At 47.1% G+C, this 15,496-nt stretch carries 16 protein-coding genes; 1 reads left to right on the top strand and 15 read right to left on the bottom strand.

Features of this window, described 5'->3' with window-relative positions:
* The 13 genes from dinG to NYE72_RS20685 form a co-directional block, all read right to left on the bottom strand.
* The gene (gene dinG, locus NYE72_RS20625; protein WP_036676291.1) at positions 1–2,862 is read right to left on the bottom strand and encodes an ATP-dependent DNA helicase DinG; all 2,862 of its coding nucleotides are present in this window, start codon (positions 2,860–2,862) and stop codon (positions 1–3) included.
* Between the two features lie 126 nt (positions 2,863–2,988).
* Positions 2,989–3,630, bottom strand: a complete 642-nt coding sequence (locus NYE72_RS20630) for a hypothetical protein (protein WP_036676289.1) — start codon at positions 3,628–3,630, stop codon at positions 2,989–2,991.
* 111 nt (positions 3,631–3,741) lie between these two features.
* Complete coding sequence (gene panD, locus NYE72_RS20635; protein ID WP_036676288.1) at positions 3,742–4,125, bottom strand: aspartate 1-decarboxylase; 384 nt, start codon at positions 4,123–4,125, stop codon at positions 3,742–3,744.
* Positions 4,118–5,008 carry a pantoate--beta-alanine ligase gene (gene panC, locus NYE72_RS20640; protein WP_036676286.1) on the bottom strand — a complete coding sequence of 297 codons (891 nt, stop codon included), beginning with the start codon at positions 5,006–5,008 and terminating at the stop codon, positions 4,118–4,120. Before panC ends, panD begins: the two co-directional genes overlap by 8 nt.
* On the bottom strand, positions 5,009–5,875 hold the full coding sequence (panB, locus tag NYE72_RS20645) for a 3-methyl-2-oxobutanoate hydroxymethyltransferase (RefSeq protein WP_036676283.1): 867 nt from the start codon (positions 5,873–5,875) through the stop codon (positions 5,009–5,011). It lies immediately after the preceding gene.
* Positions 5,876–6,213: 338 nt separating this feature from the next.
* The gene (locus NYE72_RS20650; protein ID WP_051490911.1) at positions 6,214–7,014 is read right to left on the bottom strand and encodes a biotin--[acetyl-CoA-carboxylase] ligase; all 801 of its coding nucleotides are present in this window, start codon (positions 7,012–7,014) and stop codon (positions 6,214–6,216) included.
* Positions 7,004–8,353 carry a CCA tRNA nucleotidyltransferase gene (locus NYE72_RS20655; RefSeq protein ID WP_076147257.1) on the bottom strand — a complete coding sequence of 450 codons (1,350 nt, stop codon included), beginning with the start codon at positions 8,351–8,353 and terminating at the stop codon, positions 7,004–7,006. The genes NYE72_RS20650 and NYE72_RS20655 overlap by 11 nt, the downstream gene beginning before the upstream one ends.
* A 10-nt stretch (positions 8,354–8,363) precedes the next feature.
* A complete protein-coding gene (gene bshA / locus NYE72_RS20660; RefSeq protein ID WP_036676278.1) occupies positions 8,364–9,524 on the bottom strand; it encodes an N-acetyl-alpha-D-glucosaminyl L-malate synthase BshA in 1,161 nt (386 codons plus the stop codon).
* A 221-nt stretch (positions 9,525–9,745) separates the two neighbouring features.
* Positions 9,746–10,450, bottom strand: a complete 705-nt coding sequence (gene bshB1, locus NYE72_RS20665; protein WP_036676277.1) for a bacillithiol biosynthesis deacetylase BshB1 — start codon at positions 10,448–10,450, stop codon at positions 9,746–9,748.
* Positions 10,447–10,869 carry a methylglyoxal synthase gene (mgsA, locus tag NYE72_RS20670; protein WP_036676275.1) on the bottom strand — a complete coding sequence of 141 codons (423 nt, stop codon included), beginning with the start codon at positions 10,867–10,869 and terminating at the stop codon, positions 10,447–10,449. The genes bshB1 and mgsA overlap by 4 nt, the downstream gene beginning before the upstream one ends.
* Before the next feature lie 15 nt (positions 10,870–10,884).
* Positions 10,885–11,688: a 4-hydroxy-tetrahydrodipicolinate reductase gene (gene dapB, locus NYE72_RS20675; protein WP_036676273.1), complete on the bottom strand. Its 804-nt coding sequence runs from the start codon at positions 11,686–11,688 to the stop codon at positions 10,885–10,887.
* A gap of 34 nt (positions 11,689–11,722) precedes the next feature.
* Complete coding sequence (locus NYE72_RS20680; protein WP_036676272.1) at positions 11,723–12,244, bottom strand: tetratricopeptide repeat protein; 522 nt, start codon at positions 12,242–12,244, stop codon at positions 11,723–11,725.
* A 59-nt stretch (positions 12,245–12,303) separates the two neighbouring features.
* Positions 12,304–12,633, bottom strand: a complete 330-nt coding sequence (locus NYE72_RS20685; protein ID WP_036676271.1) for a nucleotide pyrophosphohydrolase — start codon at positions 12,631–12,633, stop codon at positions 12,304–12,306.
* A gap of 167 nt (positions 12,634–12,800) precedes the next feature.
* Here NYE72_RS20685 and NYE72_RS20690 point away from each other — a divergent pair, with 167 nt between their 5' ends.
* Positions 12,801–13,670 carry a YitT family protein gene (locus tag NYE72_RS20690; RefSeq protein ID WP_036676270.1) on the top strand — a complete coding sequence of 290 codons (870 nt, stop codon included), beginning with the start codon at positions 12,801–12,803 and terminating at the stop codon, positions 13,668–13,670.
* Positions 13,671–13,730: 60 nt separating this feature from the next.
* Here the strand turns inward: NYE72_RS20690 and NYE72_RS20695 are convergent, their stop codons facing one another.
* Both NYE72_RS20695 and NYE72_RS20700 read right to left on the bottom strand, forming a co-directional pair.
* Positions 13,731–14,633: a sporulation protein YpjB gene (locus NYE72_RS20695; RefSeq protein ID WP_036676269.1), complete on the bottom strand. Its 903-nt coding sequence runs from the start codon at positions 14,631–14,633 to the stop codon at positions 13,731–13,733.
* A 153-nt stretch (positions 14,634–14,786) separates the two neighbouring features.
* On the bottom strand, positions 14,787–15,434 hold the full coding sequence (locus NYE72_RS20700) for a DUF1405 domain-containing protein (protein ID WP_051490910.1): 648 nt from the start codon (positions 15,432–15,434) through the stop codon (positions 14,787–14,789).
* Positions 15,435–15,496 lie beyond the last annotated feature (62 nt).

A 15,496-nucleotide genomic window follows, 5' to 3' on the forward strand; every position in this document is an offset into this window, starting at 1 on the left:
TTAAGAAGCGCCGCCATCCTCTAGCCATTCCGCTATGCGGGGGACCATTTGATCAGTCAGCATATGCTCCATTTTGGGACCAGGCAATGAATAAAGGAAATACTTCCCGTAATGAGATTCAATAACCCTTGTATCATAAACAATAACTATTCCGCGATCCTGCGCCGTGCGAACCAGTCTTCCGAATCCCTGCTTAAAACGAATAACCGCTTGAGGAACAGATAATTTCATGAACGGATTCTTCTTCTGGGCCTGCAATAACTCCGACTTCGCTTCCGCCAACGGGTGATTCGGCGGTTGAAACGGAAGTCTCACGATGGCCAGGCAAGTCAGTGCTTCACCTGGAATATCTACACCTTCCCAGAAGCTGCTCGTCCCCAGCAGAACGGATGCTGCACTGTCCTGAAAGCGGCGGATCAGCTTGCTCCGGCTGCCACCTTCCACGCCTTGACCAAGCACCGTAATCTCTTGTGAGGCCAAAGCCTCTTTAAGCGGATCATATACCTGACGCAGCATTTTATAAGAAGTAAACAGAACCAGCATCCGCCCACGTGTTGTTTTGGCAGCTTCTGCTAACGACTGTACGAGTGTATCGACAAATCGAGCATCGCCCACACTGCCCTTCACACTAGGAAAATCACGCGGTATAACTAGCAGCGCCTGCTCGCGATACTTAAAGGGAGATGGAAGGAGTGAGGTCATTAGACGTCCCTCTTCCGCAGCTTCGTTAAGTCCGAGATTATCAATCATAAACTGAAAAGATTTATCTACAGACAGCGTCGCCGAGGTAAGCACGATGCTCTTTTTCTTATCGAAGAACAACTCTTTAAGCTGGCTGCTAACATCCACAGGGACGGCATACATCTGCAGTGATTTGCTGCGGTAATTTCCATTTGCCTCCAGCCAATATACTACATTATCGTCATTCAGCCCCATAAAGAATCTTACTTGCTCACGTATGGAAGCCAAATCCTTAAATAAACCGCTAATATCAGTAACAAGACTGTCTGCTGAGGATTGGCTTTCCTGGTCACGCATCTCATTAAGCATTTTATCACCCTTACGGATGATGTCGCTTAACGTCAGATTCATAGTGTTCTCAAGCGCAACTAATTCATCCCAATCCTTCGGCTTACGGGCGGGAAGCAAACGCATAACCAGTTGTCCCGCTTCCCCTGCTGCTGCATCACTGCGTTCCGGCAAAAGGCTGAACAGCTTGTCGCTGAGTGCATCCCAGGTTTCTTTGACAGTAAGCAGATCCGGGTAGATCCGATCGATGACTCCGCTCCATTCTGAAGCCTCTTCACTGCCTGACGACTGTAAGATCTGGCGCAGAGCAGGAAGCTGTCCGTTTCGGCTATCTTTATACAGTCGCGATAACGTGTGTGCCACAGTGAAATGCTTCATATGCATGCCAAGATGTTTACCAGCCACATCTTCTAAATGATGTGCTTCATCAATTACAAGATGCTCGTAAGCCGGAAGCAGCTGGTGCCCAGCTTTAACATCTGCGAATAGCTTGGAATGGTTCGTAATAACCACGTCAGCAATCCCAGCTTCATGCTTGGCCCTATGATAATAGCATTTGCGGAACCACGGGCAGGAACGGCCCAGACAGGAATCGGTATCGCTTGCCACCGTCTCCCAGAAATCACCGCCCCGGCCGCTTAAATTCAGCTCTTCATCATCCCCTGATTCACTTTGAGTGAGCCATACGATCATCTGAGCTGCAGTAAGCGCATCTTCCCTTGGGCTTATAAAGTCCTTTTTATTAATTTTATGCTCAAACTTACGCAGACACAAATAATGTCCTCTTCCCTTAAAAATAGCAGCTTTAAACGGAAAAGGAACTACCTGCGTTAACAAAGGGATATCCCGCTCGCGCAATTGATCCTGCAGATTAATGGTATGAGTGCTGACCATGACTTTTTCATTGGTGCGAACGCTTTGATAAATGGCAGGCAACAAATAACCGAGCGATTTACCGGTTCCTGTGCCCGCTTCGATCAGTAGGTGTTTGTCTTCGGCAAGTGCCGTCATCACCTCATTGATCATAATATCCTGAGCTTCCCGGCTTTCATACTGCGGTAATGTGTCTTTAAGTCGTTTGGTTACTTCGTCCATATAATCAGTAAAAGATAAATTCGCTAGCGGATTCTCAGCATGCTCATCTCTAGGTGGCGCTAACTCCGTCCAGTCTCCTACTGCAAGCGCTAATTGACGATAGAAAGTCAGATCACCTTCGGGCTGTAACGTCTCCGCTTCCCGCTCTCGCAGCAGACCATCAAAGTACCAGCCCAGATCACTATCCTCTTCGGTAAACAGCTCACAGAGTCTCTGGATCGTAAGCAGCGGCAGCTCGTAGAGCTCCTCCAGACATTTCAACAGCACTAAAGCAGTCGCAAGTGCATCACTATCTGCCTGATGCGGACGATCATGTGTCACTCCAAAATGAGCACTGACAGAGCCTAGCTGATAAGATGTGAGCGAAGGAAAGCAAATTTTCAGAAAATCAATCGTATCCAAAATCCGCCCTTGAAATGGCAAATAACCACAACGATCTAAAGCATTTTGTAAAAAATGGAAGTCGAAAGCGACATTATGCCCTACAAGCACAACATCATCCAAGAGCGGAACAAGCTCCATCATCATCTCATCCAGCTCAGGCGCATCCTTCACATCATCATCGGTAATCCCCGTCAGACCTGTTATAAAAGGAGGAATCGGCGTTCCGGGCTTGACATAGGAACCATATACCCGGGAGATGGACCGGTCTTCTTCTATAATTGCAAGGCCAACCTGGATAATTTCACCCACGGATTGGGTTCCTGTTGTTTCAAAATCAAGCACGGCAAATTTCATTATAATTCTATTCCCTTTCAATTGAGACTCTTAATCAGCATAACAGAAGTTGCGAAAAAAGGCGATGCACACCACTGGTTCAGGGGATGCATCGCTTGAATAGAAATTTCCAAAACCGTTATTTTTTTACAAAAGGGAAACCAGCTGATTTCCAAAATGCAGCTTCCCTCCACGACGGCGGCATACCTCTAAGTTAACGTTTGGCTCCGGAAGCGCCGGGTCATGCTGCAAGGCAAGGTCAAACAATTCCTGCGCTTCATTAAAACGTTCCTGTGAGGCTCGTATGCAGCCTAAAGCATTATATACCATGGCTTTCAGCTTGGTCTCCCGTATCAAGCCCAGCATATGGTCCAGATGACTCCAAGCGGCTTCACCGTCACCTTCCTGCAGATAAGAGATGGCTAAATATAATCGAGCAGCCAAGCTATCCGGGTATTGCGCAATAACTTCTTTAAACTGATCAATACACTTTCCATACATCAGCAGCTTATAATATCCCTGACCTCTTACAAAGGAATCCATACACAGCTCTGGTGCTTCCTGTTCCGGCACTTCCTCTTCGACCACTGCTGTAAAATCCGCACTTTCGCGAAAGTGACTTAGCTTCTCAGCAAAAGCGAGCCATTCATCCATCACTTTATCGCTCAGTCTATGCAGCATATTATAATTGCATAAAAGCTCGTTCCGGCGGGCACCCTCCGCTGTAGGGTAATCTGTTACGATCTCCTGAAGCACCTTGTTCATTTCAGCAAACAAATGTTGAAACATGGGCTATCCCCCCTTACTGAAGATGAAATCAGTTCAGCTTGCCTGACTTCATTTTCTGCGAGATCGGGGTCTTTCATCCCTGCCATTCATTACATGGCGTAAGTCCATACATTAAGCGATTGTAGCATGCAATTCATGATCAGCCAGCTTCACTGGTTTGTTATTCTCATCCACGAATACCACCGTTGGCTTATGTGACTCCAGTTCTTCCGAGGACAACATCGCATACGAAATGATAATTACTGTATCGCCCGGCTGAACAAGACGAGCTGCGGCACCATTGAGACAGATCACTCCGCTTCCACGCGGTCCAGGAATTACATAGGTCTCCAGTCGCGAACCATTGTTGTTATCCACAATTTGAACTTTTTCATTCTCAAGAATGTCCGCGGCTTCCATCAAGCTCTCATCAATGGTAATACTGCCCACATAGTTCAAATTCGCTTCCGTTACTGTTGCGCGGTGAATTTTGGATTTCATCATATGTCTAAACAAGTGCAGCAACCTCCTTTGGAATAAATACATTATTATCAATCAAGCGTGTTCTGCCAAACTTCACGGCAAGCGCTATAATAATTTCCCCATCCACTTCTGATAAAAGAGCTTCATCCTCTAATCCTTCAAGATCAGGGAATGTTAGGATCTCCGCATAATCAATCACCGCTAGAGGTGAGCTGGAAATAACCGATGTCAACAATTCCCGCACTTCAGCAACGGTTGTTACTTTTCCTTCTTCAATAGACTGACGTGCTTCACGTAAGGAACGAGATAACACCAATGCCTGACTACGCTCCTCAGGAGACAAGAATACGTTACGTGAGCTGAGTGCAAGTCCATCCCCTTCACGAACGATCGGACAAGGAATAATTTCGACATTCATATTAAGATCGGACACCATTCGGCGAAGGACAGCAACTTGTTGAGCATCCTTCAGCCCAAAGAAAGCATAATCCGGCTGTACAATATTGAAGAATTTATTAACCACTGTGGTTACACCATCAAAATGCCCAGGGCGGGAAGCCCCACAAAGCCGGGTAGTAAGCTCCGATACCGAGACAGTAGTCCGAGTAGGCTGCGGATACATTTCTTCCACACTGGGGATAAATACAATATCTACTCCCTCACGTTCAGCGAGTTCCAAATCACGACGCTCGTCACGCGGATAGGAATCATAATCCTCGTTTGGCCCGAATTGCAAAGGATTCACAAAAATGCTCATTACCACTGTGTTGCTCATTTCTCCAGCCCGGCGAAGCAGACTGGCATGTCCGTCATGCAAGTATCCCATCGTAGGAACGAACCCAATCGGGGCGTGCCCGCCTTGTCTCATATACTCCAAAGCTTCGCGCAGCTGCTCAATGCTTCTGACGACTCTCATTTATTTCCCTTCCTTTCTGGCAGCGCCATATAAAGATTCCAAGACTGTTTCATCTGCATTAAAAACGTGGCCTTCATCTGGGAAGGAACGTTCCTTCACTTCCTTCACATACTGGCTGATGCCCTCACGGATCACATTACCCACATCCGCATAGGTTTTGACAAAACGTTTCTCACGATAAGGTGAGGCATAACGCAGCAAATCATGGAAAACCAATACCTGTCCATCACAGTAACGGCCTGCACCAATCCCAATGGTTGGGATGCTAAGCGCTTCAGAAATTGCCTGTGCTACTTCTTCCGTTACCAGCTCCAAAACGATTGCAAAAGCACCTGCTGCCTCAAGCGCCTTAGCTTCATCCATCAGGCGTTGGGCATCCTTGGCGTCTTTGCCTTGAATCCGGTAGCCACCAATCATATTCACGGATTGAGGAGTAAGCCCGATGTGTCCCAGCACAGGGACTCCCGCAGCCACAACCGTAGCTACAGTCTCACAAATCTCAAGTCCACCTTCCATTTTGACGGCATGAGCCCGCCCTTCCTGCATCAATCTGCGCACACCCCGCAGGGTTTCATCTATACTCCCGTGATACGTCATAAATGGCATATCAGCCACGATAAATGTACTTTGTGCTCCTCGAGTTACCGAGCGGGTATGGTACACCATATCTTCAATCGTTACCGGTAAAGTTGTATTGTATCCAAGGACTACATTCCCAAGAGAGTCACCAACCAAAATAAGGTCGATACCTGCTTCTTCTGCAAGAACTGCAGATGGATAATCATAAGCGGTCAGCATGCTCAGTGGCACACCTTCTGCTTTCATTTTTTTCATTTTTACAATATTTAGTGCTTGTTTGTTTGCCATTTCTCTTTTCGTCCTCCTTTTTTAAGTAACCTGCCCGTAAAAATCGCAACAAAAAAACCTTTTAGCAATCATTTGCTAAAAAGGTCCGAAGGGCAAAAAAGAGTCACTTGCGATCGTCCCTTCTGTCTCGGTCCTTACGGCTCAGAGCAGAATCCAACGTAACCGTCAAACGCAGTTATGAAGGTACTTTCAGTAATAAAAAATATAAAAAAGTTCTACAATTCAAGAGTACAGTTCGATAAACGATACCGCCTCCGACCCATAGTATATCAAAAAGAGCGCGGAATTACACGAAAAAAATATGACAAGGGATGATACCCCTGTCATATAAATAAATCTTATAAAAGTTCAATTTCACCTGAGCATACGTTAGAAATCTCTCCTGAGCTGTTTTTAAGCAGTAGACCACCTATTTCATCCAAACCCACTACCACACCTTCAGAACGCCCCTGAGGGCTGTTCAGTGCGATCTGGCGCCCCAAAGTCACAGACATGGACTCCCAAAGCTCCTTTATAGGTTTAAAACCTTGCTTCATGTACAGATTGTAGTGCATATCCAGTTCGTCCAAAACCGCCCTTACCAGCTCAGAACGGTCAACTGGAGCCCCCCCCCGCTCAATCCGAAGTGAAGTGGCGACCTCCTGCAGATGATCGGGATAATCTTCCTCTGTCATGTTCGCGGAAATGCCAATTCCAGCAATGCAATAATGAAGCTCCCCTTCTCTTAGAGAAGATTCGAGTAAAATCCCACAAATCTTACGACCGCCTGCGAGCAGATCATTCGGCCATTTGATGCCGGCATCTACACCGGTCACCCGTCGAATTGCCTTGCAGACGGCAACTCCAGCCAGCAATGTCAGCTGCGGAGTCTCCGACAAGGGTAATTGGGGCCGTAACACAATACTCATCCAAATGCCCTTGCCACGGGGAGAGAACCACTTTCTTCCCATTCGGCCTCGGGCACCCGTCTGTTCTTCTGCGATGACGGTTGTTCCTTCCGGCGCGCCGTTTTCCGCTAAAAACTTAGCTTCTTCTTGTGTGGACACCACAGATTCCAGCAACTGAACGTTGCCTATCCAATTCGAAGCGGAGGTCTCTCGCTTCAGCTCAGTTAGCGACAGCGCTTTATCATCGCTCATGTCCATCCATCCTTTTTGCTTCAAGCAGCAATAATTGTTTATCATTAGGTAAATCACCTGAAGCGACCGCTTGCAGAAGTCCATTTAACATTTTGCCGAGCCATGGTCCCGGACGTTTGTCCAAAGACTCCAGCAGCTCATTGCCTGTAATCTCAAGCTCCGAAAGGCTGGTTAGCGGCATTTGCGCGATCCATTCTCTTGCCGCTTGTACATTTACAGCGGCAGGTGAGGTTGCAGCCTCTGGCGATTCCACGATGGAAAAGGCAGAAGAGGCCGCAGTGGGAAGAGTAGGTGCGGCTGCTGGCAGTATCGCCAGCAGCGAGAGCCACCCTTCGGCGGCTTCCACGTCGAAGGCCAGCACGGCGGCGATCCATTGCCGCCGCAGACCTTCCATGCCGCCCATATCCGGCGGCATGCCCTCTAGCGCAGCGGTCCAAGCTTCGCGGACCCGCAGCACCTGGACGACGCCGCTCCGCGTCGTCCCCGAGAACGTCCATGCCCGCAGCAGCACATCGGCCTCTTGGGCCGACTGCTTCAGGGCATGGAGGAGAAGCGCCCACCGCAGGCGGGCGCTCTCCAGTTCCCCGATCCCGGCCGTTAAGGCGGCAGCAGCCGCCATATCGGTTCCGGTCCAGGGGAACGGGGCTTTGCCGCGCGCCAGCAGCTCGCAGCGCGCTAGCATGCCTAGGCCGCGCAGAGGATGCGGCCCCTCGACGATGCGGTCCAGCTCCGCGCGGACACGCTCCACAGCAATATGCGCCAGCTTATCCCGCTGGCGCATCAGGCCCCTCCACGTGTTCTTCGCGATGGAGAAATCCAGCACCGATGCAAAACGAATGCAGCGAAGCATGCGAAGCGCATCTTCGTCAAACCGCTCCTCCGCATCGCCTACACAGCGAATCACCTGTAGCTGTAGATCCTTCTCACCTGCGAATGGATCAATAAGTTCCCCATTTAATCCACAGCAAATCGCGTTGATCGTGAAATCACGACGACGAAGATCCTCCTTCACATCGTTCACGAAAAAAACATGTTCAGGACGACGATGGTCTACATAACCACTTTCTGTCCGGTATGTCGTCACTTCAAACCCGCAACCATCCTGTATCACGGTGACCGTACCATGAGCTAATCCTGTTGGCACACTGCGCGCAAAGATAGCTATCACTTCCTCCGGCAGTGCTGAGGTTGTAATATCCATATCATGCACTGGCCTACCTAATAGCTCATCGCGAATACATCCTCCAACCCAATAAGCCTCGTGGCCATTTTGGGTTAACTCGGAAATTACAATCTCCGCTGCAATTGCCATCGCAGAAGGTGCCATTGTCCATTCCATATGTGACTCCTTACCCCCGAACTGGGTCCAGTCCAAGTACCTTGCGCCCCAGCACCCGGTAATAAATATCTTCATATTGTTTCGTTATCGAATCCTTACAGAAATCTTTGCAGGCTGTTTGTAAACAAGCTTCTCTGAACTGTTGCACCATACGTTCATCCGACAGGAGCTTAACTGCATATTTAGCCATAGCCGTTGTATCGCCAATCGGTGCAAGGAATCCAGTCTTTCCATGCTCTATAAGCTCAGGAATGCCTCCGGTTTGCGAGCCAATCGTCGGTACGCCGCAAGCCATTGCTTCCAGAGCAACCAGACCAAAGCTTTCCTTCTCGGAAGGAAGCAGAAGCAGATCAGCTAAAGAGATCACCTGAGCGATTTCATCCTGCCTTCCCAGAAAACGAACTTTATCTTCCAGACCCATTTCGCTAATTTTGGCTTGAATTTTGGGAAGATCCGGACCTTCCCCTACAAGCAGCAGGCGGGAAGGCAGTTCACGATTCACTTTGGCAAAAACGTCAACAACATCGCTGACTCTTTTTACAGGACGGAAGTTACTGATGTGCATCAGAATCTTCTCATCAGGCGCTGCGAAATCTCCCCGCAGATCCGTTACATCACGCGGATAATAGACCCGGTGATCCACAAAGTTATAAGTGAGATCAATATCACGGGTAATATCGAGGACGTCCCTTGTTTCTCTAATAAGATCCTGAGAGACCGCCGTAACGGCATCACTTTCATTAATCCCCAGGCGAATCAAATCTTTAAGCGATTCATCCTGACCAAGCACCGTTATATCCGTGCCATGCAAAGTCGTTACAACCTTCATATCGTTCCCAAGCATTTGCTTTGCAAGGAAAGCACACACTGCGTGTGGCACTGCATAGTGAACATGGAGAAGATCCAGATTTTGCATTTTGGCAACCTGAGCCATCTTGGTAGCAAGCGCTAGATCGTACGGGGGATAGCGGAATACATAATAATCGTTTACTTCTACCTCATGGTAAAAAATATTTTTCTGAAACGTTCCCAACCGGAACGGGATACTATGTGTAATAAAATGAACTTCATGACCCTTCTCGGCCAAGAGTTTACCTAATTCAGTCGCAACTACGCCTGAACCGCCAAGAGACGGATAACAGGTAATTCCTATTTTCAGCATACGATCCATCTTCCTGTCTCCTTCTTCTCCAGTATTGATTCGTGTAATGAATCATCTATTGTTTGTCGGCCGCTTTCAAAAAAGCGAAGCGAACACCGTTTCTTTCAAAATCACAGGACTTCATTTCTCTAAGCTGTTCAAAAAAAGCTCTCAGGAGCGCAATGGCGTATTAATTCCAAGCACTCCTGGATCAATCATAATCAGCTTATTATATTATCATACAAACTTCGTTATATCCGTTCCTTAAGAAACAATTCCACCGTATGAGGTACCTTGGTTGCAAACCCTTCTGCATAAGGAATCAGCCTGCGCTGGCCAAGCAGCATATCTCTCGAACGGACTCGTTCAATGTAGCCTTCCGTTAACGGTGTGGATACAGCATCCTCACCCGGAGGTTTGGTGAACTGGGAGCGATAGCAGGACAACGCCTGCTCCTTCAAGCCATATTGCTCAGTAACATCAACAATAAGATCGGTACGTCCTAAATCATTGATAAAATAGAAGTACAGCTGTGGAGCAGGAATTGCCGGCTTGTCCGGCATATATTTACGTAGCTTGGCATTAAAAACAGCCTCTTCCACCAGCTTGCTACAGGCGATATGATCGGGATGACGATCCTCCCAATAAGGAGCAAAAACTATCGTAGGAGAAAAGCGGCGAATTTCAGCAGTCACAGCCGCAACATGCTCTGCTGTAATAAAAAGCCCTCTATCTGGCAGACCCAGGTTTGTCCGCACGGATGCTCCGAGAAGGTCTGCAGCTTGCTGCGCTTCTTGCTTGCGAAGTTCTACTGTACCGTTCGATGACATTTCCGCGGCTGTTAAATCGCAAAGTCCCACCTTAAGTCCCGCAGCGGTATGTTTTGCAATTGTTCCTGCCATACCGATCTCCGCATCATCTGCATGCGCACCAAATACAAGAATGTCCAGCTTCATTCATCAACACCTGGTTTGTATTTATGAACCAGTGCACGCCAAGCAAAATCACCACGATCAATCGCCTTCACAAGAACCTCCGCTGTGGCAATATTCGTAGCTACCGGTATCCCGTATACGTCACATAGACGAAGTAGAGCTGAAATATCAGGTTCATGTGGCTGCGCCATTAATGGATCACGCATGAAAATAATAAGATCCAGTTCATCCTGTGCTACCATTGCACCGATTTGCTGATCTCCACCTAATGGACCAGACATGTAACGATGAATTTTTAAGTTAGTTACATCCATAATCCGTTGGCCAGTAGTCCCTGTAGAAAAAAGTTCATGACCTTCAAATACATGTTCATAAGCTAATACAAAATTTACGATTTCATCTTTTTTACGATCGTGGGCAATAAATGCGATCTTTAACATGGTGTTCTCTCCTGTCTATTCTATAAAGTGCTCGAATCCATAGATCAAGCCTGTATATCCCATTACCTTTTCAATACCCATCTTAACGCCTGGCATATATCCCGCACGCTCATAAGAATCATGGCGGATCTTCAAGGATTGTCCGAATCCGCCAAAAATCACTTCTTCTTGAGCAAACACACCAGGAAGACGGACACTATGTATCCGGAATCCGTTATAGTAACCACCACGGGCACCTTCAATGGTTTCTTCCTCTTTAGGATTACCTTGACGAAGTTCCTCACGAACTTCCGAAATCATCTCTGCGGTTTTGACCGCAGTTCCAGATGGAGCATCCAGTTTCTGGTCACCATGATACTCTATAATTTCCAGATGCGGGAAGTACTTTGAAGCTTGCGCCGCAAATTTCATCAATAGAATAGCCCCAATGGAGAAATTCGGAGCAATAAGTCCGCCTATCCCCTGTTCTTGACACTGCTTGTCCAGTTCCACCATCTGCTCCGGTGTGAATCCGGTTGTACCGATAACCGGACGCACTCCGTACTTAATAGCTAGCGCTGTATTCGTATACGCTGACTGTGGTGTAGTGAAATCCACAAGGACATCTCCGTTGCTTCCCGCGAGGGCGGCCTCAAGATCAGAAGTTACAATAACGCCTGAGTCTTCCAGACCTACCAGACGCCCTGCATCAATATCGCCCGAAGAACGATCTACTGCTGCTGCTAACTCCAGCTCTTCGTCCTGCAATACAAGTTTAACAACCTCTTTACCCATTCTTCCGCCTGCGCCGGATACAACGACCCTGATCTTGTTATTCATATTTTTTCCATCCTCGCTCTCACTAGTTATATAGTTATTGCATATACGATTGTATGGATTTCTGAAGGTCTCTCATCAATTCCCGCAAGCCAGAATCATCCGGATGTAACGAAATCACTTCTTTTAAGGCAGTCATAGCCTGTAAATGTTCATTCACTCGACTATGCGCGATAGCAAGCCATACATAAGCATCCCCATATAATGGATCAAGGGTAATCGCCTCTTTGAGCAGTGTAATCGGATGATAAGGGTTGCGAGTTTTGTTGTCTTCATCTTCTATCAACCGTTTGGCTTCCTGTACATGCATCATAGCCTGCAAATGCTGCAGATGCAGACTATACTCAGGTTTGCTGGTGTCCAGCTTTACAGCAGCCTGAGCATGAACTAAAGCTTTATCTAGCATACCACTGCGGGCATACGTTATGGAACAACGATATCTAACCTCGGCATCAGCAGGGCTTGCCGCAATTGCAGACTCGAAGCAAACAATAGCTTCGGCAAAGTCACTGCGCAATATCGAGCGGTAGGCCTCTCTTACATAATCCTTATGATCCATATACACACCATCCTCACGGCTAAATCCCGTTCGTTTGGTACAGCATATGTTATAGAGGCCTAATCGGTGTCTTTCGGTGTCCAACGTCCCGCATCACGGGTATTAAATTTATGCATTACCTTATTATGCGCTTCCGTCAGGTCTATCCCGAGAGAATTTGCAAAACAAACGGTAATAAACAGAATATCTCCCAGTTCAAGTTCAATGGAATTCTCAGCTTCATCAGACTTCTTAGGCTTCTCACCGAACTCATGATTGACCTCTCTAGCCAGTTCTCCGACTTCCTCGGACATGCGGGCCAGCATAGAGAGTGGACTGAAGTACCCTTCCTTAAACTGCGATATATAAGCGTCTACTTCACGCTGTATGTCACCAAGACTTTTGTCCATAAAATGTAACTTCTCCCCCTCTGTATATCTTGCCTTCTGTTTGCCCCTATGTTATCGTAAAGACGTTTTGAAGACAATCTTTTTTGAATATTTTAACACACGCAAGAAAAGGTATACTTATTATAGGAAAAGAAAAACTGCCTACAAAAGGCCTAACGAGGGATTTCATGAATTCAAAAAAGGTAATTACAATCAGCAAGACAGTCGCTCCCATCTTGCTCGGAGCCGCAGTATATGCCTTCGGGCTACTGTATTTCATCATTCCAAATCAGTTGATGGAAGGCGGCGTAACCGGGATCACACTTCTCCTTAATTATGCCTTTAGTATTCCCATCTTTTTATCCACACTGCTGATCAACCTTCCTTTGTTTCTGCTGGGCTGGAAAGTCCTAGGCGGGCGGCAAATTGTGTATACAGGTGTAGGGATCGGGGCGTTGACCTTTTTCCTGTGGGTTTTCGAACGAATGATTACTGCGGGATGGATTATCCCCTTCAGTACCGAACACGACTTTATTCTTGCGGCACTTTACGCAGGAGTAACGCTTGGAACGGGGCTTGGGCTAGTATTCCGTTTTGGGGGTACAACAGGTGGTGTTGATATTGTCGCAAGAATTCTGGGACGGAATTTTGGCTGGAGCATGGGGCAGATTATTTTGGCCATCGACATTATTATTATTGGCTCTTCCATCCTCTACATTCCTAAAGAAAAAATACTTTACACACTTGTCGCAGTTTTCATCTCATCACGAGTTATAGATTTTATCCAAGAAGGTGCCTATGCTGCCAAGGCATTTACAATTATCAGTGATGATGCACCGCAAATTGCCGATCTGATTACAGCGGAAATGGATCGTGGTGTAACCCTCATCCCTGCCATTGGTGCTTATTCCAAGCAAGCTAAATATATGGTGTACTGTGTAGTCTCAAGGCAAGAAATTCGCCGGCTAAGTCTGCTGGTCAAATCCGTTGATCCACGCGCCTTCGTAATTATTAGCGATGTACACGACGTACATGGAGAAGGCTTTCGAGAAACCTAAATAAAAAGGAGTGTAGGCCATTTCAAGCCCACACTCCTTTTTGCTGTTTATAATTTCACCCTACGGAATCGGCTTCCAATTCTGATTCTGACCACGGTACTTGCGATAAGCTACATAGGCTAACGCAGCTATAATGAAGCTTGCTGCTAACCCTCCCCAAATCCCAAATTCTTGCGATGTCAGCGGCAAGGACAATGCGGGTTCATCCTTCTCTTTTCCGAACATCACTCTTACCGCATCCTGACCATAAGATACAATTTCAAGCAGGCGGGCACGTTCAACTTTTTGTGAGGACGAAGGAATGCCGGCCGCATATGAGAGCCAAGAATCAAAAGCACTCACAACTTCAGGCTGGCGGGAGACAATCACTGCCGGACGGATGTTATCATACCTGCCCTGCAGTCTTTCCAGAGCTGTTTTCCAGCCCGCCAAATCATTTGCAACCGCACTTTGCTCCATCGCATTTAGATCCTCACGAATCAGCTTGTAGTACTGAAGCCAGATAGGCTGACGCGGATGATTAAGACTGTTGGCAGCTAGACGTAGCTTGGCGGCTGCCGCTTCCCATTGCTGTGGATTTATTTTCGCGCCTGCCACTGTAGCCTTCAGGTCCATAATGGCCCCTGACAACGCATTAATCCCCTCCACAGAGGTCATTCCCTCAAAGGATGTGGACACAAAGATCTTGGAGATCGCTTCGGTCTCCTGTCGGACCTTCATTACATCCCCTTCCAAAACATACCCATACAACGCCTCAGCGGCTTGTTCCAGCTGCTGTGCTCCAGTCTTTCCGCTCATTACTGCCAAACCGTTACCCGAACTAACGTCGGCGCTTTGCTTCGAAGCATTGCCAGACCCTTCGCCAGCATCCCCTAGCGCTGCTGAAGCCTTTACAACATCCATACTGGTCAGTAGCCAGCAGAATACTAGCACAACCACTACATAATATCTCCCGCGGAGCATGAAACTCCCCTCCTACCCAAGAAGAAACGACGTTGTCGTCTTTTAAAGACGATATTCGTTTCTCGTAAAATTATAAGGATAAAGTATAGTATAAAACTTATACTTCTTATAATTCTAAATGTATGGCAGGGGGACAAGGGATAGAACTGCTTACTAACGTCTATTCTTGAACTGATAGATTGACTCTACCGGTCTTTGTCTTCTACTAAACAACCAAGCAGCTGCAACACTAAGCAGCGTAAGCGCCATAGTAAAGTACTGTACCTGAATTACATAATCGTTCAAAACAGAAGGTAACCACGGATAGATTCCGTAAGAATAATCCAGCATATCGTTGGCGAGTGTCCATAGTAAGGCTAATGGAATCATTTTGCGGAAAGAAAAAAACCTTGCATAAATCAACGCTTCAACTGCCATCCCCGTATGGGAGATTACCAGCATCCAATCTTTCCAAACCAAAACATCACCGTGATAACCCCCGGCAAAAATAATGCTCACTGCCCATATCCCGTACTTCACTGACGTAACGACCGCTAAAGCCTCAATAAGTTCCCTTACATTGTTTCCTGTGTAGCTTTTTGGAGGGAAGAGCATCAGCAACAGAGCTAAGGTAAAAAACAAACTTGCGGTTGGGCTATCCGGAACAAATGGAAGCAGCCAGTGTGGATAATTAGCCGCAGTGAACTCCAGTTGATTGCCATACCATATGTAGCCATAAATTGTGCCCAGGAAATTTACGATAAATAACAACCAAATAATTCCCCGGTTCTTAAACAGTTTGTTAAACCAATGAACTGGCATACAGATTATTAACCTCCCCAAGTAGTGGCACTTTACATTTAGACATACAAAAACCTGACCGC

Source organism: Paenibacillus sp. FSL L8-0333, from assembly GCF_037965665.1.
Classification (GTDB): Bacteria; Bacillota; Bacilli; order Paenibacillales; family Paenibacillaceae; genus Paenibacillus_AQ; species Paenibacillus_AQ odorifer.